The sequence below is a fragment of the Burkholderia sp. Bp9016 genome, assembly GCF_003857765.1.
Classification (GTDB): Bacteria; Pseudomonadota; Gammaproteobacteria; order Burkholderiales; family Burkholderiaceae; genus Burkholderia.
The window spans coordinates 121,109-140,076 of the sequence record NZ_QTPY01000001.1 but is presented as its reverse complement, the minus strand read 5'-3'; the positions used below and the strand labels follow the sequence as shown (position 1 = coordinate 140,076).

General features: G+C 68.7%; 18 protein-coding genes. 11 read left to right on the top strand and 7 right to left on the bottom strand.

Annotated elements, in window-relative coordinates:
- Nucleotides 1-22 precede the first annotated feature (22 nt).
- The gene (locus DIE13_RS00665; protein WP_124825343.1) at nucleotides 23-1,111 is read right to left on the bottom strand and encodes a calcium:proton antiporter; all 1,089 of its coding nucleotides are present in this window, start codon (nucleotides 1,109-1,111) and stop codon (nucleotides 23-25) included.
- A gap of 543 nt (nucleotides 1,112-1,654) precedes the next feature.
- Here DIE13_RS00665 and DIE13_RS00660 point away from each other — a divergent pair.
- The 4 genes from DIE13_RS00660 to DIE13_RS00645 all read left to right on the top strand — a co-directional run bounded on the left by DIE13_RS00660 (nucleotide 1,655) and on the right by DIE13_RS00645 (nucleotide 6,232).
- The gene (locus tag DIE13_RS00660; RefSeq protein WP_124825342.1) at nucleotides 1,655-3,208 is read left to right on the top strand and encodes a 3-hydroxyacyl-CoA dehydrogenase; all 1,554 of its coding nucleotides are present in this window, start codon (nucleotides 1,655-1,657) and stop codon (nucleotides 3,206-3,208) included.
- Nucleotides 3,209-3,266: 58 nt separating this feature from the next.
- Nucleotides 3,267-4,589 (top strand): phenylacetate--CoA ligase PaaK, encoded by a 1,323-nt coding sequence (paaK, locus tag DIE13_RS00655; RefSeq protein ID WP_124825341.1) that lies wholly within the window; start codon nucleotides 3,267-3,269, stop codon nucleotides 4,587-4,589.
- A 40-nt stretch (nucleotides 4,590-4,629) separates the two neighbouring features.
- Nucleotides 4,630-5,430 (top strand): enoyl-CoA hydratase-related protein, encoded by an 801-nt coding sequence (locus tag DIE13_RS00650; protein ID WP_124825340.1) that lies wholly within the window; start codon nucleotides 4,630-4,632, stop codon nucleotides 5,428-5,430.
- A 130-nt stretch (nucleotides 5,431-5,560) separates the two neighbouring features.
- Complete coding sequence (locus DIE13_RS00645; protein WP_124825339.1) at nucleotides 5,561-6,232, top strand: MarC family protein; 672 nt, start codon at nucleotides 5,561-5,563, stop codon at nucleotides 6,230-6,232.
- Between the two features lie 29 nt (nucleotides 6,233-6,261).
- Here the strand turns inward: DIE13_RS00645 and DIE13_RS00640 are convergent, their stop codons facing one another.
- A complete protein-coding gene (locus DIE13_RS00640; RefSeq protein WP_124825338.1) occupies nucleotides 6,262-6,477 on the bottom strand; it encodes a hypothetical protein in 216 nt (71 codons plus the stop codon).
- A 40-nt stretch (nucleotides 6,478-6,517) separates the two neighbouring features.
- Here DIE13_RS00640 and DIE13_RS00635 point away from each other — a divergent pair, with 40 nt between their 5' ends.
- Complete coding sequence (locus DIE13_RS00635; RefSeq protein ID WP_124825337.1) at nucleotides 6,518-7,498, top strand: aldo/keto reductase; 981 nt, start codon at nucleotides 6,518-6,520, stop codon at nucleotides 7,496-7,498.
- Nucleotides 7,499-7,534: 36 nt separating this feature from the next.
- Here DIE13_RS00635 and DIE13_RS00630 read toward each other — a convergent pair whose 3' ends face one another.
- From DIE13_RS00630 to DIE13_RS00620, 3 genes are all read right to left on the bottom strand, one after another.
- Entirely contained in the window at nucleotides 7,535-8,401 is an 867-nt protein-coding gene (locus tag DIE13_RS00630; protein WP_124825336.1) for a CPBP family intramembrane glutamic endopeptidase, read from the bottom strand.
- 87 nt (nucleotides 8,402-8,488) lie between these two features.
- Nucleotides 8,489-9,145: a VC0807 family protein gene (locus DIE13_RS00625; protein ID WP_124825335.1), complete on the bottom strand. Its 657-nt coding sequence runs from the start codon at nucleotides 9,143-9,145 to the stop codon at nucleotides 8,489-8,491.
- Between the two features lie 156 nt (nucleotides 9,146-9,301).
- Entirely contained in the window at nucleotides 9,302-10,366 is a 1,065-nt protein-coding gene (locus tag DIE13_RS00620) for a 2,3-butanediol dehydrogenase (protein WP_124825334.1), read from the bottom strand.
- 662 nt (nucleotides 10,367-11,028) lie between these two features.
- Between DIE13_RS00620 and DIE13_RS00610 the strand changes: the two genes are divergently transcribed.
- The gene (locus tag DIE13_RS00610) at nucleotides 11,029-11,520 is read left to right on the top strand and encodes a DUF3331 domain-containing protein (protein WP_124825333.1); all 492 of its coding nucleotides are present in this window, start codon (nucleotides 11,029-11,031) and stop codon (nucleotides 11,518-11,520) included.
- 24 nt (nucleotides 11,521-11,544) lie between these two features.
- Here DIE13_RS00610 and DIE13_RS00605 read toward each other — a convergent pair whose 3' ends face one another.
- Nucleotides 11,545-12,744, bottom strand: coding sequence for a GNAT family N-acetyltransferase (locus tag DIE13_RS00605; protein WP_124825332.1), 1,200 nt, complete (start codon nucleotides 12,742-12,744; stop codon nucleotides 11,545-11,547).
- Between the two features lie 160 nt (nucleotides 12,745-12,904).
- Here DIE13_RS00605 and DIE13_RS00600 point away from each other — a divergent pair, with 160 nt between their 5' ends.
- Nucleotides 12,905-14,377: a PLP-dependent aminotransferase family protein gene (locus DIE13_RS00600; protein ID WP_124825331.1), complete on the top strand. Its 1,473-nt coding sequence runs from the start codon at nucleotides 12,905-12,907 to the stop codon at nucleotides 14,375-14,377.
- Between the two features lie 34 nt (nucleotides 14,378-14,411).
- Here the strand turns inward: DIE13_RS00600 and DIE13_RS00595 are convergent, their stop codons facing one another.
- Complete coding sequence (locus DIE13_RS00595) at nucleotides 14,412-15,308, bottom strand: LysR substrate-binding domain-containing protein (protein ID WP_124825330.1); 897 nt, start codon at nucleotides 15,306-15,308, stop codon at nucleotides 14,412-14,414.
- A gap of 196 nt (nucleotides 15,309-15,504) precedes the next feature.
- Here DIE13_RS00595 and DIE13_RS00590 point away from each other — a divergent pair, with 196 nt between their 5' ends.
- From DIE13_RS00590 to DIE13_RS00575, 4 genes are read left to right on the top strand one after another with little or no spacing between them, the layout of a single operon-like run.
- On the top strand, nucleotides 15,505-16,164 hold the full coding sequence (locus DIE13_RS00590; protein WP_124825329.1) for an RraA family protein: 660 nt from the start codon (nucleotides 15,505-15,507) through the stop codon (nucleotides 16,162-16,164).
- Between the two features lie 27 nt (nucleotides 16,165-16,191).
- Nucleotides 16,192-16,872, top strand: a complete 681-nt coding sequence (locus DIE13_RS00585) for an RraA family protein (protein ID WP_124825328.1) — start codon at nucleotides 16,192-16,194, stop codon at nucleotides 16,870-16,872.
- Nucleotides 16,873-16,875: 3 nt separating this feature from the next.
- On the top strand, nucleotides 16,876-17,520 hold the full coding sequence (locus DIE13_RS00580) for an RraA family protein (protein WP_124825327.1): 645 nt from the start codon (nucleotides 16,876-16,878) through the stop codon (nucleotides 17,518-17,520).
- Entirely contained in the window at nucleotides 17,517-18,734 is a 1,218-nt protein-coding gene (locus DIE13_RS00575; RefSeq protein WP_124825326.1) for a pyridoxal phosphate-dependent aminotransferase, read from the top strand. The genes DIE13_RS00580 and DIE13_RS00575 overlap by 4 nt, the downstream gene beginning before the upstream one ends.
- The last annotated feature ends 234 nt before the right edge of the window (nucleotides 18,735-18,968 follow it).

Here is an 18,968-nt window from a genome sequence, read left to right as displayed (position 1 = left end):
CCGGGCCCCGCGCCGTTTTGCGTCAGTGGGTAATCGACAGGAACAGGTAGGCCGCGAACAGCGACAGGTGCACGACGCCGTGCAGCACCGTCGTGCGTCCCTGGCTGAGCGTCAGCGTGCTGACCAGCAGAGTCAGCGACAGCAGCACGGTTTCCATCGCGCCGATGCCGAGCGTGAGCGGCTGGCCGACCCAGATGAAGACGGCCGCGACGGTCGGAATCGTGAGCCCGATGCTCGCGAGCGCCGAGCCGAGCGCGAGGTTCATGCTGGTCTGCAGACGGTTCGCGCGCGCGGCGGTCACGGCCGCCAGCCCTTCGGGCAGCAGCACGAGCGCGGCGATCACGATGCCGACCGCGGCTTCGGGGGCGCCGAGCTTCATCACCGCGTGCTCGACGGCCGGCGACAGCAGCTTCGCGAGCAGCACGACCGCGACGAGGCTTGCGAACAGCAGCACCATGCTGATCACCGCTGTGCGGCTACTCGGCGGTGCCGCGTGGACCGATTCGTTCGCGCTGTCGTGCCCGGTGAGGAAGTAGTCGCGGTGGCGCACAGTCTGCACGAACACGAATGCGCCGTACAACACGAGCGACGACACGCCGGCGAAGGCAAGCTGCGATTTCGAAAAGAACGGGCCCGGCGCGGCGCTCAGGTAGTTCGGCATCACGAGCGACAGCACCGACAGCGACGCGAGCACCGCGAGCGCCTTGCTCGCGCCGCGCCCCTGGAAATCCTGTTCGCCGTGCTTCCACGCGCCGACCAGCAGGCAGAGGCCGACGATCCCGTTGCAGATGATCATCACGGCGGCGAACACGGTGTCGCGCGCGAGGCCCGACTTCTCGGGGCCGGCGCCGAGCATGACCGACACGATCAGCGCGACTTCGATAATGGTGACGGCCACCGCGAGCACGAGCGTGCCGAACGGCTCGCCGACGCGGTGCGCGACGACTTCGGCGTGATGGACCGCGGCGAACACGGCGCCGGCGAGGGCGGCGGCGAACAGCGCGATGACAAGGCCTTCGGCCGGCACGACGCGCGACAGCGCGAGTACCAGCCATGCGGCAAGCGGGGCCCAGAGGGTCCAGCGCGGGAGCTGGTTGGACGAGAGCGGCATGGACGGTTTCCTATGCGGGTGGCGGCGCGCGACGCGCCGTCACGGGTTGACGAAGCCCGGCCGGATGATCCGCCGAACGAGGACGATGAAACGAATGAGCGGGTGCTGCCTGGGGTTCGCCGCGATGAGGCGGCGAGGGGCGCGGGCGGGCCGAAGCCCGTCGCTGGATGAAACTGGAACGGTTCGATGCGGTCGGCCGCCGATGACGGGGGGCCGGTACGTGACGACCTGCAGGCCGAAGCCTGGATCCGACCCCGGACGGGCGGCGGGCCATGGACGACAGCGGTAGCTGTGACACGCGGTTTCCCCCTGAAATCCGGCGGTTTGTCGAATTTTATCAGGCGTTCGGGGGCTACTATCTCACATTAGATTGCTTTCATTGACCTTTCGGTTTGCAAAAAGTGCCCCGATCGTTCGATTTTTTGTTTTTGCAGTTTCCGTAACGGTCTATTGCACGACAAATTCGGGCTCACCCTGACATAAATCTACCGACCGGTCGGTTTATAATTGCTCGCACTTCCACTTCATGACGGATCGCAAGCGATGGCTGTTTCTTCTGCACATTCGGTGAATTCGGGCGCGCTGGCGCCGTCGGCGGTCGTCGGCGTGATCGGCGCGGGCGCGATGGGCGCGGGCATCGCGCAGGTCGCGGCGGCCGCAGGCCATACGGTGCTGCTGTACGACCTGAACGAAGCCGCCTGCGACAAGGCGCTCGCCGGGATCCGCGCGCAGTTCGCGCGGCTTGCGGAGAAGGGCCGGATGGCGCCGGCGCAGGCCGAGGCGGCCGGGAGCCGGATCCGTGCGGTGCGGGCGCTGGCCGATTTCGCGGGCGTCGCGCTGATCGTCGAGGCGGCGGCCGAGCGGCTCGACGTGAAGCGCGAGATCTTCGCGACGCTCGAACGTCACGTCGACGATACCTGCGTGCTGACGACCAACACGTCGTCGATCTCGATCACGTCGATCGCCGCCGGGCTGCGCGCGCCGCAGCGCGTGGCCGGCCTGCATTTCTTCAATCCGGCGCCGCTGATGGCGCTCGTCGAGGTGGTCAGCGGGCTTGCCACGGCGCCCGAGATTGCCCGGGCGCTGTACGACACCGCCGCCGCGTGGGGCAAGAAACCGGTGATGGCGAAATCGACGCCGGGCTTCATCGTGAACCGCGTCGCGCGCCCGTATTACGCGGAGGCGCTGCGTGTGCTGAACGAGCAGGGCGGCACGCCGGCATCGATCGACGCGGTGATGCGCGACGCGGGCGGCTTCCGGATGGGGCCGTTCGAGCTGATGGACCTGATCGGCCACGACGTGAACTTCGCGGTGACCGAGTCGGTGTTCCGCGCGTACTTCAACGATCCGCGCTTTACGCCGTCGCTGATCCAGCAGGAACTCGTCAACGCCGGTTTCCTCGGGCGCAAGTCGGGGCGCGGCTTCTATTCGTATGCGGACGGCGCGACGCCGCCCGCGCCCGATCTCGAACCGCCGCGCGATGCGCCGGCCGACGTCGCGCTGTTCACGCAGGACGGCCCGGCCGCCGCGCTGCAGGCGCGCTTCTCCGAGCGCATCGCCGGCGCGCGGCAGAGCGGCGCGCACGCCGACGAACTGCTCGCCGTGGCCGGCCGCGCATCGATCGCGCTGACCGACGGTCGCACCGCGACGGTGCGCGCCGCGCAAACCGGCGTGGCCGATCTCGTGCTCGTCGATCTCGCGCGCGATTACGCACAGGCCGGGCTCGTCGCGCTCACGCGCGCGCTGCAGTGCAGCGACGCGGCGTATGCGGATGCGGTCGGCCTGTTCCAGCAAGCGGGTTTCCGTGTCGTCGGCATCGCCGACGTGCCGGGAATGGTCGCGATGCGCACCGTCGCGATGCTCGCGAACGAGGCGGCCGACACGGTCAACCAGGGCGTGTGCTCGCCCGCCGATCTCGATCTCGCGATGGAAAAAGGCGTGAACTACCCGTGCGGCCCGCTCGCGTGGGCCGATGCGATCGGCATCGGCCGCGTGCATCGCGTGCTGTCGAACCTTGCGGCGAGCTACGGCGAGGACCGCTACCGCGTGTCGCCGCGCATGGCCGCGCTGCACGCAGCCGGCCGCACCTTCCGCTAGCCGCCGGCGCGCCACCCCGATTACGACAACGACATCACTCCACTGGAGGAGCACCCCGATGACTCACCCGACGCATCCTGCCGCCGCGCTCGACCCGATCGAGACCGCCAGCCGCGACGAACTGCAGGCGCTGCAGCTCGAGCGCCTCAAATGGTCGCTGCGCCACGCGTACGACAACGTTGCGCACTATCGCCGGACGTTCGACGCTGCGGGCGTGCATCCCGAGGATCTGAAGACGCTCGCCGATCTCGCGAAATTCCCGTTCTCGACCAAGAACGACCTGCGCGACAACTACCCGTTCGGGCTCTTCGCGGTGCCGCGCGAGCAGGTCGTGCGCGTGCATGCGTCGAGCGGCACGACGGGCAAGCCGACGGTGGTCGGCTACACGGCGCGCGACATCGACACGTGGGCGAACGTGACCGCGCGTTCGATCCGCGCGGCCGGCGGCCGCCCGGGCGACACGCTGCACAACGCGTTCGGCTACGGGCTCTTCACGGGCGGCCTCGGGATTCACTACGGTGCGGAACGGCTCGGCTGCATGGTCGTGCCGATGTCGGGCGGCCAGACCGAGAAGCAGGTGCAGCTGATCCGCGATTTCGAGCCGAAGATCATCCTCGTCACGCCGTCGTACATGCTGAACCTGATCGACGAGATGGTGCGGCAGGGGATGGACCCGGCAGCGTCGTCGCTGAAGATCGGCATCTTCGGCGCCGAGCCGTGGACGCAGGCGCTGCGCGAGGAGGTGGAGACGCGCGTGGGCATCGACGCGCTAGACATCTACGGGCTGTCGGAAGTGATGGGCCCGGGCGTCGCGTGCGAATGCGTCGAGACGAAGGACGGCCCGGTGATCTGGGAAGACCATTTCTATCCGGAGATCATCGATCCCGTGACCGGCGAAGTGCTGCCCGACGGCAGTGCAGGCGAGCTGGTGTTTACGTCCCTGACGAAGGAAGCGATGCCGGTGATCCGCTACCGCACGCGCGACCTCACCGCGCTGCTGCCGCCGACCGCGCGCGCGATGCGCCGGCTCGCGAAGATCACGGGGCGCTCCGACGACATGCTGATCGTGCGCGGCGTGAACGTGTTCCCGAGCCAGATCGAGGAGATCGTGGTCGCGCAACCGAAGCTGTCGGGGCAGTTCCAGATCACGATCTCGCGCGACGGCCACATGGACCGGCTCGATCTCGCGGTCGAACTGCGTTCCGAGGCCGTCGCATGCGTGACCGACGGCGAGCGTGCGGCAATCGCGCGTGAGTTGCAGCACCGGATCAAGACGATGATCGGCGTGTCGGCCGGCGTGACGGTGCTCGCGGCGGGCGGCATTCCGGCCAGCGCGACCGGCAAGGCGCGCCGCGTGATCGACCGCCGGCATGTGGCCTGAGCGCGTCCGTTCCCTGTTCTACCCCGAGGAAACCTGTTCGATGGATGGATTGAAGACCCTGGCCGTCGCCGTCGATGCGCGCGGCATTGCGACTGTCGCGCTGCAGCGCGGCGACGTGCTCAACGCGTTCGACGAGACGATGATTGCCGAGCTGACCGACGCGTTCACGACGCTCGGCCGGCGCGACGACGTGCGCGCGATCGTGCTGCGCTCGGACGGCCGCGCGTTCTGCGCGGGCGCCGACCTGCAATGGATGCAGCGTGCGAGCGCGAACGATGCGGCCGCGAACCTGCGCGACGCGGAACGGTTCGCCGCGATGATGCGCGCGATCCGGCAGTGCCCGAAGCCGACGGTTGCGCGCGTGCAGGGCCACGCGTTCGGCGGCGGCGTCGGCCTGTGTGCGGCCTGCGACATCGTGATCGCGAGCGATCACGCGCGCTTTTCGGTGAGCGAGGCGCGTTTCGGGATTCTGCCGTCGGTGATCGGCCCGTATCTGGTCGAGGCGGTCGGCCAGCGCCAGGCGCGCCGGCTCGCGCTGACCGCGACGCAGCTCGCGGCCGGCGAAGCCGTCGCGATCGGGCTGATTCATCAGGCCGTGCGGCTCGACGCACTCGACGAAGCGCTCGACAAGACGCTCGCCGAGCTGAGCCGCAACGGCCCGAACGCGCTGATGGAGATCAAGCGCTTTTTCGACGCGATCGGCGAGTATCCGCCGTCGGACGAACGCGCGGCCTTCACCGCACAAACGATCTCCCGCGTGCGGGCGACGCCGGAGGCGAAGGAGGGCTTCGCCGCGTTCTTCGCGAAGCGGCCGCCGGCATGGGAGCCGGGCGCGGAATAACGCGCGGCAGCGGCGTGCGGCGGGCGTGTTGCGCGCGGGCCGCGATTTGCGTCTCGGGCGCCGGCGCTTGCTCTACAATGCGTGACCCCCGGCGCCCCGCCGGCCCAGCCCTGACCGTTGCTTCGCTTCGATGATCGTCAACCGCCTTATCTCCGAGATCCTGTTCGGCTTCACCGGCCTGATCGGCATCATCAACCCGATCGGCATTGCGTTCCTGTTTCTCGAACGCACCGAGGCGTTGACCGAGCACGAGCGGAACCTGCTCGCGAAGAAGGTCGCGTTCAACGCGTTCATCGTGCTGCTGGTCGCATTCTTCGCCGGCACGCCGGTGCTGCATTTCTTCGGGATCTCGATGGAAGCGCTGCGGATCGGCGGCGGTTTCGCGGTTGCCGTGGCGGGCTGGCAGATGCTCAACGAGCCGGACGGCCCGGGCGGCGGCGACACGCCCGTGAAGCCGATCGACGCGAACGCGATCATGACGCGCGCGTTCTTCCCGCTGACCATGCCGCTGACGGTCGGCCCCGGCTCGATCGCGACCGCGATCGCGCTGAATGCGAACCGCACGCACAAGCTGTCGGAGTTCATGCTGTCGAGCATCGTATCGGTCACCGTCTCCGTACTGGTTGCGATCGTGATCTGGCAGGTCTACAGCCGCTCCGCGCTGCTGTCGCGCTACCTCGGCAGCGAAGGCACCAAGGTCGCGAAGCGCGTGTCGGCGTTCCTGCTGCTGTGCATCGGCGTGCAGATCATGCTGACCGGCTTCTCCGAATTCCTGCAGCCGCTCGCCGACCAGATCAAGTAACCGGTCGTCCTGCGATTCGCGGCCCGGCGCTACGCGTCGGGATAGTCGGCGCCGCGCGGCACGTCGGCCCAGCCGTCGAAGTCGTGCCTGAGCGCGTCGAGCTTGCTGTTCGCGTTGGTCAGCGCAACCTTGCCGAGCAGCAGGCCCAGCGGCAAGCCATACGCGTTGGCGCGCCGCGCGATACCATGCGACGTCTGGCGGATGCGTGCCGCACCGTTTATGCCCGGTGCGCCGAAGCGCGTCACGCATCCGGCCGCAAACCCAACTTCAATGACGAGGCGTGCAATGGAATACGTGAAATTCGGGTCGACCGGGATGGACGTGTCGAAGCTGGTGCTGGGTTGCATGACGTTCGGCGAGCCGACGCGCGGTACGCATCCGTGGACGCTGCCGGAAGCGGAAAGCCGCCCGATCATCCAGCGCGCGATCGAGGCCGGCATCAACTTCTTCGACACCGCGAACATGTATTCGGACGGCACGTCCGAAGAGATCGTCGGCCGTGCGCTGCGCGACTTCGCGAAGCGCGACGAGGTGGTGATCGCGACCAAGGTGTTCTACCGGATGCGCCCGGGGCCGAACGGCGCGGGGCTGTCGCGCAAGGCGATCATGACCGACATCGACCAGAGCCTGAAGCGGCTCGGCACCGACTACGTCGATCTGTACCAGATTCACCGCTGGGATTACGGCACGCCGATCGAGGAGACGCTCGAGGCGCTGCACGACGTCGTGAAGGCGGGCAAGGCGCGCTATATCGGCGCGTCGTCGATGTTCGCGTGGCAGTTCGCGAAGGCGCTGTATACATCGAAGCAGAACGGCTGGGCCCGCTTCGTCAGCATGCAGAACCACCTGAACCTGCTGTATCGCGAGGAGGAACGGGAAATGCTGCCGCTGTGCGAAGCCGAGGGTGTCGCGGTGATTCCGTGGAGCCCGCTCGCGCGCGGCCGGCTCACGCGCAACTGGGACGAATCGACGGGGCGGCAGCAGAGCGACGACGTTGGCCAGCGGCTGTACGATGCGACGGCCGATGCCGACCGGGCGGTCGTCGACGCGGTCGCGGCGATCGCCGCCGCGCGCAACGTGCCGCGTGCGCAGGTTGCGCTCGCGTGGGTCGCGCACAAGCGCGGCGTGACCGCGCCGATCGTCGGCATCTCGAAGCCGCACCACCTGGACGACGCGCTCGGCGCACTGCGGTTGAAGCTGACAGACGACGAAATCGCGGCGCTCGAAGGCCCGTACGTGCCGCACGCGGTGGCGGGGTTCAACTGAGCGACGCCGGCGGGAGTTGGCCGCTGCGCGCGGTGTTCAGCGCGCGGCGGCGAGCATCGGGTAGGTGAACAGCCCGAAGTGGATGACGTTCAGCCCCGCATGCGCGAGCGCGGCCGCGAGTAGGCCGCCGCGTCGCCACGCGAGGCCGTAGCCGACACCGGCCATCGTGCCGAGCACGATCCACGGCCAGCCGCCGGCTGCGTGCGCGGCGCCGAACAGCACCGCGCCGATCGCCAGCGCGGCCCACGGCCCCCACGCGAAACGGCTGAGGATGCGCGTCAGCCCGCCTTGCACGTAGCCGCGGAACAGCGCTTCTTCGGCGAGCGTCACGAGCAGCATATTGTTGACGAGCCATATCCAGCCCGACGCCGGCCATTTCGGTGCCCAGCCGACCATCCCGAACAGAAGCGCGCCGGCCAGGCAGGCCGCCGCGGTCCCTGCGGCCGCCACGGCGCCGGTGCGCAGCACGCGCGACAGCGGGACGTCGGGCGCGACCCACGGCAGCACCCACAGCAGCCACAGGCCGACGAGCGGCTTGTCGAAATTCAGGTACATCGTGAACGGCACCGCATCCGGCGTGAACCGCGTCGGTTCGATCACGCGCGGATTGTGGAAGCCGGGGATCAGGTGCAGGCTCAGCGCGATCACGAGCGCGGCAAACCCGAGGTGGGCGGCGATGCGAACCGCGAGCGGGCGGCCGGGCGCGACGCCCCAGGCGGCGGCCGCGAGCAGCGCGAGCGGTGCCAGCACGACGGGCGACAGCGAGCCGAACGCCAGCGCACCGGCATAGCCGAGCGCAGCGAGCGCGATGCCCGGCCCGTGCAGCGGACGATGCCACGCGAGCGCGGCGGCCGCGAACAGGGCGAGCCAGATCGTGGCGCTCGGGAGAAGCGAAAGGGACATGGGGCGGGGCATTCGTCGGACGAGACGCCGCGCATCATACCGTAGCGACCGCGACATACCGTCCGGCCGCGCACGCCGGGGCGGCGCTCAGCGGCCGACGATTTCGGTCGCGCCGTCGCGGGTCGGGATGTCGACGCTATTGCGCTCGCGTACCCGCCGCCGATACCAGAAGGTCCACAGCAGCAGGGCGCCGAACACCGTGTAGCCGATGATCGGCGACACGACGAGCACGCGCTCGACGGGCCAGGTGATGACCATCCACAGGCGCAGCAGCATTTCCAGCGTCATGCACCCGCCCCAGACGAACGTCATCAGCCGGAGCATCCGGCGCAGCTGGGGCTGCTCGGCCCAGACCGTCTCGAAACGCGCGGCGCCGCCGGCCATCTCGCGGGCCACCGTCGCGCGTGCGAGATAGAAGATCAGCGGACGGTCGCGGAACAGCGACAGCAGGAAGGCGACGCCGATCGAGCCGGACGCGAGCGATTCGCGCATCAGCAGCGTGCGCGCGCTGCCGCCAAGCGCCATCCCGGCGATCGACAGCGCGATGCCGAGCAGCACGACGGCAGCGACCGCGTCGATGCGGCGCGAGCGGATGAACTCGACGATGGACCAGACGATCGGCGGAACCGCCGACGCGTACAGCGCGCCGGTTTCGCCGACATACGGATGCGCGACCCGGTAGGCGACCCAGGGCAGCAGCAGGTTGACGACGAGTTCGAGAATCAGGCCGGCTCGTGGTTTCACGGGAGCGGGCGCGCGGGTGGCGCGCGTAGCGGTGATGTCGATTCGAGTATATCGAAGTCGGACCCCGAGTGTGGCGGAGCCTGCCGTTGCGCGCGCATCGACAACGGGCGCGGACGCACGCCGGCCGGGGCGGCCGGCGTACCCGTCACGCACGCGTCATGCGGTTGCGGGCTGGACGATGATCTTCACGTTCCGGTCCTTGTGGTTGACCAGCTCCTCGAAGCCGTGCGTGACGATGTCGCCGAGCGCGATGCGTCCGGTGATCAGCGGCTGCACGTCGATGCGGCCGTCCGCGATGAAGCGGATCACGTCCGCGAATTCGCCGTTGTACGCGAGCGAGCCGATCACTTCCTTCTCGGTCGACACGATGTCGAAGAAGTTGAACGACGTCGGCTCCTCGAAGATGCCGACCATCACCGACTTGCCGGCCTTGCGGATCACGTCGATCGCGAGCTTCGCGGTGGTCGTGTGCCCGATGCACTCGAACGACACGTCGGCGCCGTAGCCGCCCGTCAGTGCCTTGACCTCCGCGATCGCGTCGGACGACTTCGGGTCGATCACGGCCGTTGCGCCGACCTCGAGCGCCTTCTGCTTGCGCGCGGCCGACATTTCCAGCGCGATCACGCGTCCGGCACCCGCGGCCTTCGCGCACATGATCGTGCACAGGCCGATCGTGCCCGCGCCGACCACGACGACCGTCTGACCGACGATGTTGCCGGCTTTCTTCACGGCATGCAGCCCGACCGCGAGCGGCTCGATCAGCGCGCCGGCTTCGGTCGGGAAGTTCTCCGGCAACCGGTACAGCAGTTCGGCCGGCACGTTCACGTATTCGGCGAATGCGCCGTTGTTCATCAGGCCGGTGAACGCGAGGTTCTCGCAGATGTTGTACAGCCCGTGCGTGCAATACCAGCACTTGCCGCAATGCTGGCAGGCGTCGGCCGTCACGCGGTCGCCGGGCGCGAAGCCGGTCACGCCCGCGCCGAGCGCCGCGATTTCGCCGCTGAATTCGTGACCGAGGATGCACTGGCCCTTCAGGCCCGTCAGCGGATGCGGGGCGTCGACGGGAATGAACACGGGCCCCGCGACGTATTCGTGCAGATCCGAGCCACAGATCCCGCACCAGTGCACGCGGATCTGGACCCACCCGGCCGGCGGGTGCGCCGGAACGGGAACCTCTTCGACGCGGATGTCGCGGCGGCCGCGCCAGACGGCGGCCTTCATGCTCGGTGCGGTGTTCGGTGCCGGTGTACTCACGTTGCTGTCTCCGTCAGGTTGTCGTCGGGCGCGGGGCGAGGGGGCCGCTGCGTCCGTCGCGCGATTGCGCGAGCGACCGATATGCAGGAACGGGGCCAGCATGAATGCGGGGCCGGGCGGCAGCGAATCAAGGTGTTTCGTGTGCAATGCAGCGGGCTGGCTGACGGCTATCGTCGGCGGCCGGCGCGAAATTGCACATCGAATTTGCTGCGCTTGCGAAAACCCGGTTCCAGTGAGACGGCGGGACATTCGTCTCACCGATATGAGACGAATTGCGAGACGCATGGGGCGTGCGGCACGCGTGGGCGTACCGATCGATTGCCTCGATCGGCGAAACGCATTGTTGCGCAAGTTTCCCCTTTACTTGAAGTCAACTTCAATTTGTATCATTTGCGACGGTGCGATCGCGTTCGGCGCGCGGCGGTGGCAACGGAGGTGGGCGTGACTGGCTTGCCGGTTGTCGCCGGGCTTGTCGTGCCGCCGCCGCGAGCGTCGCATCCGCGTTGAACGTCGGAAGGGGATTGGCGCGAACGTCCGCGCGTTGAGTTGCCCGCTCGGCCCGCGCTGCTGCACGTACCGCGGGAACGGCGCCAGGCGCGGCGCCATTCACTTGAAACCACTCGTCAAGCATGCCTGACACCATGGATAGCCTGATCTGCGAAGAAGACCTGTCGTGTGTTGTGTCGGCATCCGGCGCGCACGACCCGATGCGACGGCCCGGAGACGATCCCGGATCTCCAGCGGCCTGCATGGCGTTCGACAGCGAACCCGCGCCCAAACACGCCGCAGCGGCACGGTCGCCGTTGCGTCCGCAACTGTTCGTCACGGTGCTCGAGGCGGGGGAAGAGGGCCTGCTCGTGCGCTGGGTCGAGAGCGGGCGCTGTCACTACGGCGAGCAGCGGTGGCGATTGCGCGTGGCGCTGATGCCCGGCCGCTGCGCGATCTCCGGACGGCCGATCGAGCCGGGCGAGCCGGTGTTCCGGCCGGTGCGGCGGCCCGTGCCGGCGAACGGCGACGAGATGATCTGCCCGGCGTCGGTGCCGGGCCTGGGCGGTGCCGCGCGGGCCGGCGTGCCGGAGCCGGACCACGACGCGACGGATCCCGCCGACGTGGCAGGCTGAACGCCGGCCGGCCGCGGTTGCGCGTTACTTGAGATCCTTCCGGTACTGGATGAACCCCGCGTTGTTCGCGAGCTTGTCGTACAGCGCGCGGGCGGTCGTGTTGGTGTCGTGCGTGAGCCAGTACACGCGGCTCGCGCCGGCTTCGCGGGCCCGCTCGTATACGGCCTCGATCAGTGCGCCGCCCGCGCCTTGTCCGCGTGCGTCGGCCGCCGTGAACAGGTCCTGCAGGTAGCAGTACGGCCCTTCCGTCCAGCACGAGCGGTGGTAGATCGCGTGCACGATTCCGATCAGCGTCCCCGACGCATCGAATGCACCGAGCACGAACATCGGCTCGGCGGGATCCATCAGCCGTGCCCACGTGGTCGCGAACACGGCGTCGCTCAGCGCGGTCTCGTAGAACTTCTGATAACCCTGCCACAGCGGGCGCCATGCGGCTTCGTCGGCGGCGACGAGCGGGCGGACCGTGACGCGCGTCGCGTCCTTCGCGCGGCCGGCCGCATCGCGGGCCTGCGCCTGCGCGTGACGGATCGCGACGAGCGACTCGCGCTGCACGCCTTGCGCATCGAAGTTCTCCGGTGCGAGCCAGGTTTCGAACGCGGCCCGCACGGCCGGCCATTCGCCGTCGATGATCGAGAACCACGCGGTGTCGCGGTTGCGGCCCTTGTAGATGATCGCCTGCCGGAACGTGCCTTCGTAACGGAAACCGAGCCGCGCGGCCGCCTTGCGCGACGGCTCGTTTAGGTCGTCGCACTTCCATTCGTAGCGCCGGTAGCCGAGCGTGTCGAACGCGTACTTCATCAGCAGGTACTGCGCTTCTGTCGAGATCGGCGTGCGCTTGAGCAGCGGCGAGAACGTGACGGAGCCGACCTCGATCACGCCGTTGGCCGGATCGATGCGCATCAGCGCGAGCGTGCCGACCGCGCGGTTCGTCGCACGGTCGATCACCGTGTAGTGCAGCGGATCGGTGCTCGCCGCCGCGCCGCGCGCGTAGTTGCGGTAGCCCGACTCGTCGGCGTACGGGCCGTGCGCGAGATAGGTCCAGTCGGCGCCGTCGGGCGCCTGCGCGTACGCGGCATACAGGTCGGACGCGTGGCGGTCGGCGTCGAGCGGTTCGAGCCGGCAGTAGCGGCCTTCGATCACGATGCGCTCGGGGCGCGGGCGGGCGGACCAGTCCGGAACAGGGTGGCCGATGGGCTGCTGGAAGGCGTTGGTGAGCGTGGACAAGGTCGATCTCGCTTCGGTTGGCGGCCGGCGACATGCCGGCATGCAGACGATCGTAGTCCTGGCGAGGTACCATGAGAAGCGCCAGACTGCGCTGAATTTATGGTGCCACGATGGGGCCATGATGGCGCCATGCCCGAGACTTTCACGCCGCGATATCCCGATGACGAATGCCTTTCCTTCCGGCGCCGCGCCGCTGTTGCCGCTCGACGCGCCACTCGCGCGCACGGCCGGTGCGCCTTCGCTGCAGCGCCAGTTGCTGCGCCGCGTGCGCGACGCGATTCTCGGCGGCGCGATGCCGGCCGGTACGCGATTGCCCGGCACGCGCGCGCTGGCCGAGACGCTCGGCGTGTCGCGCAACACGACGGCGGCCGTCTACGAGCAACTCGTCGCCGAAGGCTTCCTGCAATCCGATCGTCGCGGCACGCGGGTGGTCGGGCTGTCGCGGCCGGCCGCGCCGCGTCGCCGGGCGGCACCGCCGGCTGTCGCGCAGCGGCTCGGGCGGATCCGTCCGAGCCTGATCGGCACCGGCGAGTCGGAGGGTTTCCGGCCGGGCGTGCCCGCGTTGTCGCATTTCCCGGTGGACGCGTGGCGGCACGCGATCGACCGCGCGTTGCGCCGCGAGGGCCGCGACCTGCTGGCGTACGGCGATCCGCTCGGCGAGCGCGCGCTGCGCGAATCGATCGCGCGCCATCTGGCCGTGACGCGCGGCGTGCGCTGCGATCCCGAGCAGATCGTGATCACGGAAGGCGCGCAGGGCGCGATCGCGCTGTGCGCGCAGTTGCTGACGAACCCCGGCGACACGGTTTGGGTGGAGGAGCCCGGCTATCGCGGCGCGCGCAGCGCGATGCAGGCGGCCGACCTCGACGTCGTGCCGATGCCGGTCGACGCGGAGGGGCTGCGCGCGGAAGACGCCGACTGGCGAGAACGGACGCCGCGGCTCGTCTATACGACGCCGTCGAACCAGTTCCCGACCGGCGCGGTGCTGTCGATCTCGCGCCGTCTCGCGCTGATCGACGCCGCGCGCCGGCATCGCGCATGGATCATCGAAGACGATTACGACAGCGAGTTCCGCCACACCGGCGAGCCGATCGGCGCGCTGCACGGGCTCGCGGCCGATTCGCCGGTCGTCTATCTCGGCTCGTTCAGCAAGACGATGTTCCCGGCGCTGCGAATCGGCTTTCTGGTGCTGCCCGACGCGTTGCTGGCCGCGGTGCGGCCGGCACTGCCGGAGATGCTGCGCGGCGGCACGCGCCACGTGCAGCTTGCGCTTGCCGATTTCATCGAGACGGGGGAGTACGGGCGGCATCTCGGGCGGATGCGCCGGCTGTATCGCGACCGTCGGCGGTCGCTGCTCGCCGCGCTCGACGAAGCATTCAGCGTGCCGCATCAGGTCGAGGGCGGGCCGTGCGGCCTCCATCTGGCGCTGCGCTTGCCGGCGCGCTATCGCGACCGTGCGATCGTCGAGACGGCGTGCTCGCACGGCATCGGGCCGTTCCCGCTGTCGGGGTTTTCGATCCATGCGACGTCGGCGGCCAACGGGCTCGTGCTCGGGTTCGGCAATACGTCGGCCGATGCGTTCGCGCCGATGCTGCGGACGCTGTCGGCGATCGCGCACCGGGTCGCGGGAGATTGAGACGGGCGCAGCGTGCGTCGATCGCCGCTACCCGCTACTTCTTCAGCATCTCGAGCGCTTCATCGACCATCGGGTGATGCCGGTTCGTGTTCCATACCGCGGCGGCCGTCACGACCATTATCTTTTCCTTCAACGGCCGGACGACGACGTTCTCCGGCGCGAGCTTGCGCATCGAGGCCGGCACGAGCGCCACGCCCTGACCGCAGCCGACGTAGGCAACCTGCGACGTCACCGAACGCACTTCGTGAATCACGCGCGGCGTCAGTCCGTGCGTGCGGCAGACGGATGTCAGCATGTCGAAGTAGACCGGGCTGACTTGCCGCGACGACATGATCAGCGGCTCGTCCATCAACGCGCGCAGCCGCACTGTCGACATGGCGGCCAGCGGATGTTCCCGCGGCAGCGCGACGGCCAGCCGGTCCTCGGCCAGCGGCATCGTCGCGATGCCGTTCGCGACCTCGCCGTCGACGCGCGCGAACGCGAGATCGAGCTCGCCGGCCTCCAGCGCCGGAATCGCGTCGACGCTGTCGATCTCGTTGACGAACACGGTCAGGTTCGGATGCGCGCGCTTGAGTGCGTCCAGTAGCGGCGGAACGGTATCGAGCATCGCGGACGTGATCGCGCCGACATGCAGCACGCCGGACTGGCCGGCCGCGACCTCGCGCACGACGCGTTGCAGCCGTTCGGCCTGACCGGCGAATTGCCTGACAGCCGGCAGGATCGCGGCGCCCGCCGGGCTCAGTTGCGTCCCTTGTCGCGAGCGGTAGAACAACTGGATCTTCAGCGATTGCTCGAGCACCTTGATCTGTTCGGTCAACGGCGGCTGCGACATGTTCAGCCGCTTCGCCGCCCGCCCGAAATGCTGTTCCTCGGCGACGGCGAGAAACATCCACAGCTGCCGAATCAGCCGGTAGTCGATCGTGTTGTTCATGGCGGGGCACCCAGGACGAGATAGCACGCAAGCGGCGGCGGGGCGGGCGCTGCGGCGCGCCATGATGGGGGCTGGCCCTGCCGCGAGCCACGCTTTCAGTGATCCGTAAATCGTATCACGCAGATACGAAATACGAAATTTACATACCACGCTGCCGAGGCGACGATTGCCGCACTTGTCAACCGGGATCAGCGTGATGAACCAGCCTTCCATTCTCGAGCGCCTTGCATCGCTCGACACGAACACCTTATCCGATGCACTCGACTTTCTCGGCCTGCCCGGCGCGACGGTCGGCCTGCGTCCGCTGTGGAACTGCCCGAAGGTCGTCGGGCGTGCCAGCACCATCCAGCTCGGTCCGAAGACCGATGCCAAGCCGACGGTGCACCTGATTTCGCCGGTTGTCGATGCAGTCACGACGGACGACCGCGTACTGGTGATTGCCGGCGGTACCGACGGCATTTCCTGCTGGGGCGACATCCTGGCCAATGCGGCGACCGCGAAGCGGATTCGCGGCTCGGTGATCGACGGCTGGAGCCGCGACATCGAGGGCAGCGAAGCGGTCGGTTATCCGGTGTACGGGCGCGGCGTCACGATGATCAGCGCACGCAACCGCGTGGTGCAGATCCTGTCCGGCACGCCAGTGCAGATGGCCGGCGTGACGGTTAATCAGGATGACTACGTGATTGCCGACCGTTGCGGCACGGTGTTCGTGCCGGCCGCGCGTATCGACGACGTGCTCGATCTCGGCGAGCGGATCGGGACGCGGCAGGCCGGGATGGTCGCCGCCGTGCGCGCCGGCCGCCCGGTCGCCGACGTAATGCACGACAAGGAATTCGAAGCCATTGCGGTGCGCTGAACGCCGACCTCATACGGAGCATTTGACATGACGAATTCACACAAGGCCGCGGCCGACGACCAGGAGCTGGTCGCGCTGTTCGAAGGTCTCGATACGCCCGGCGTGTCGGACGCGATGGACAAGCTCGGGCTGCACGGACAGGCGCTCGGCATCATGCCGCTGGCCGATTACACGAAGGCCGTCGTCGGCCCCGCATTCACGGTCAAGTACGTACCGGCCAGCGTGCCGCCCGGCACCGTCGGCGACTTCATCGACGACGTCGCGTCAGGCGATGTCGTCGTGATCGACAACGACGGCCGCACCGACTGCACGGTGTGGGGCGACATCATGACCCAGTACGCGGGGCTGCACGGCATCGCGGGCACCGTGATCGACGGCGTGTGCCGCGACGTGAACAAGGCGCTGGGCGACAACTATCCGCTGTTCACCGCGGGTCGCTTCATGCGGACCGGCAAGGATCGCGTGCAGGTCGAAGCGGTGAACGCGACGGTCGGGATCGGCACCGTGCGCGTGGCGGCGCGCGACATCGTCGTCGCGGATGCGAACGGCGTCGTGATCGTGCCGCGCGGCCGTGCGCGGGAAGTGGCCCGGGTTGCTCGCCAGATCGAAGCAGTCGAATCGCGCATCCGTGAACAGATCGCGCAGGGCAAGACGCTGGGCGACGCGCGCGCGGCGCTGGGCTATCACACACTGCAAAGCAAGGCCTGAACGATGAACCCGACCCGGACGTATGATGCGGCGCTGCTCGAGCAGGCCTGCAAACTCGGCACGTCGACGCTTCACGAAGCGTCGGGTGTCGCCACCAGCTCGGTCGATCCGGCCATTCGCACGGTGTGGCCGGGCGCGTCGATCGCCGGCCCCGCGTATCCTCTCGAATGTTCGCCCGGCGACAACCTCGCGATCCACATCGCGATGGAGAGGGCACCGCGCGGCAGCGTGCTCGTCGTGTCGACCGGCGGCTTCGTGTCCGGCTATTGGGGCGAGGTGCTGACGGTGGCGGCGGAAGCGGCAGGCGTGGCCGGCCTGATCATCGACGGCGGCGTGCGCGACATCGCGGCGCTGGTGGCCCGCCGTTTCCCCGTGTTCACGCGTGGCGTGTCGATGCGCGGCACGATCAAGGCGAGCGCGCCGTCGGTCGGGCAGCCGATCAGCTTCGCGGGAACGCCGGTGGCGGCCGGCGATCTGGTCGTGGCCGACGACGACGGCGTGCTCATGATTCCCGCCGTATACGTCGAAGCGACGTTGGCCGACGGGCAGGCGCGCGCCGACAAGGAAGCGAAGATGATGGACGCATTGCGCGAAGGGCGCAGCACGCTCGAGCTGATGGGGCTGACGCACTGGAGGAACGGGCAATGAACGCGCCGATCGATACGCTGAACCGCTTCCTCGCCGCCGCTCGCCCGTCGGCGACCTACAAGGTGATGGATCGCGTGGCCGCCCGGCGCGCAAGCGGCGCCGAGGTGATTTCGCTGAGTGCCGGCGAGCCGGATTTCGACACGCCCGAGCACGTGCGTGAAGCCGGTATCGCCGCGATCCGCGCAGGCTACACGCGTTACACGCAGGTGGCCGGGCTGCGCGCGCTGCGCGAGGCGATCGCCGACAAGTTCCGCCGCGAGAACGGGCTGGACGTTGACTGGCACGACACGCTCGTATGCAGCGGCGGCAAGCAGGTGATCTTCAACGCGCTGGCCGCCACGCTGAACGAGGGCGACGAAGTGATCGTCCCGGCGCCGTACTGGGTCAGCTATCCGGAGATCGTGCAGCTGTGCGGCGGCCGGTCCGTCACGATCGCGAGCGGGGCGGAGAGCGGCTTCAAGCTCACGCCGGATGCGCTGCGTGCGGCGATCACGCCGCGCACGCGGTGGCTGATCCTCAACTCGCCATCCAATCCGACCGGCGCGGTGTACAGCCGTGCGGAACTGCAGGCGCTCGCCGACGTGCTGCTCGCGCATCCGCATGTGCTGGTGCTGTCCGACGACATCTACGAACACCTGATCTTCGACGGCATCGCGTTCTTCACGATCGCGCAGGTCGAACCGCGACTGCGCGAGCGCGTGCTGACGATGAACGGCGTGTCGAAGGCATATGCGATGACCGGCTGGCGCATCGGTTTCGGCACGGGCCCGCGGTGGCTGATCGATGCGATGGAGAAGCTGCAGGGGCAACAGACGTCCGGTGCTTCGACGATTTCGCAGCACGCGGCGCTGGCCGCGTTGACGGGCCCGCAGGATTTCATCGCGGATTCCCGCGCCGCGTTCGAGCGCCGCCGCGATCTGGTCGTCGGGCAACTCAATCGGGCGTCGGGTCTGCGATGCGACGTCCCGCAGGGCGCGTTCTATGTGTTCGCGTCGTGCGAGGCATTGATCGGCAAGACGACACGCGCGGGTACGCGCCTCGATAGCGACGAGGACGTGGTAAACGCGTTGCTCGACGAAGCGGGCGTGGCGACCGTGCATGGCAGCGCTTTCGGGCTGGGCCCGTACATCCGGATTGCCTACGCGCTGGACGACAAGTCGCTGCTGCGCGCGTGCGCCGCGGTCCAGGAATTCTGCCGGACGCTGGCGGGCTGAGCGCCGTTGTCCGGCATCTGCGTCCCGCCTCGGTCGCGCGTGTCGCGTCGAGGCCGGCGATTCCTTCAGTCGCACTGACGCAGAACGTGCCCGAAACGGGCGGCGATCGACGGATGACGCTGCACCATACTGGCGGGATCCGCTGGAGAAGCGCGCGAGGTGGCCACGATGGCTTGCCACCTCGAAAGATCGGATGTCAGCGTGCCGGGGAGCCCGATCGGGAGTCCATCGAAC

Excerpts from the sequence above, each read along its gene's own strand:
- DIE13_RS00665 (WP_124825343.1), bottom strand. The coding sequence starts at position 1,111 with ATGCCGCTCTCGTCCAACCAGCTCCCGCGCTGGACCCTCTGGGCCCCG.
- DIE13_RS00660 (WP_124825342.1), top strand. The coding sequence starts at position 1,655 with ATGGCTGTTTCTTCTGCACATTCGGTGAATTCGGGCGCGCTGGCGCCG.
- paaK (WP_124825341.1), top strand. The coding sequence starts at position 3,267 with ATGACTCACCCGACGCATCCTGCCGCCGCGCTCGACCCGATCGAGACC.
- DIE13_RS00650 (WP_124825340.1), top strand. The coding sequence starts at position 4,630 with ATGGATGGATTGAAGACCCTGGCCGTCGCCGTCGATGCGCGCGGCATT.
- DIE13_RS00645 (WP_124825339.1), top strand. The coding sequence starts at position 5,561 with ATGATCGTCAACCGCCTTATCTCCGAGATCCTGTTCGGCTTCACCGGC.
- DIE13_RS00635 (WP_124825337.1), top strand. The coding sequence starts at position 6,518 with ATGGAATACGTGAAATTCGGGTCGACCGGGATGGACGTGTCGAAGCTG.
- DIE13_RS00630 (WP_124825336.1), bottom strand. The coding sequence starts at position 8,401 with ATGTCCCTTTCGCTTCTCCCGAGCGCCACGATCTGGCTCGCCCTGTTC.
- DIE13_RS00620 (WP_124825334.1), bottom strand. The coding sequence starts at position 10,366 with ATGAAGGCCGCCGTCTGGCGCGGCCGCCGCGACATCCGCGTCGAAGAG.
- DIE13_RS00610 (WP_124825333.1), top strand. The coding sequence starts at position 11,029 with ATGCCTGACACCATGGATAGCCTGATCTGCGAAGAAGACCTGTCGTGT.
- DIE13_RS00600 (WP_124825331.1), top strand. The coding sequence starts at position 12,905 with ATGACGAATGCCTTTCCTTCCGGCGCCGCGCCGCTGTTGCCGCTCGAC.
- DIE13_RS00595 (WP_124825330.1), bottom strand. The coding sequence starts at position 15,308 with ATGAACAACACGATCGACTACCGGCTGATTCGGCAGCTGTGGATGTTT.
- DIE13_RS00590 (WP_124825329.1), top strand. The coding sequence starts at position 15,505 with ATGAACCAGCCTTCCATTCTCGAGCGCCTTGCATCGCTCGACACGAAC.
- DIE13_RS00585 (WP_124825328.1), top strand. The coding sequence starts at position 16,192 with ATGACGAATTCACACAAGGCCGCGGCCGACGACCAGGAGCTGGTCGCG.
- DIE13_RS00580 (WP_124825327.1), top strand. The coding sequence starts at position 16,876 with ATGAACCCGACCCGGACGTATGATGCGGCGCTGCTCGAGCAGGCCTGC.
- DIE13_RS00575 (WP_124825326.1), top strand. The coding sequence starts at position 17,517 with ATGAACGCGCCGATCGATACGCTGAACCGCTTCCTCGCCGCCGCTCGC.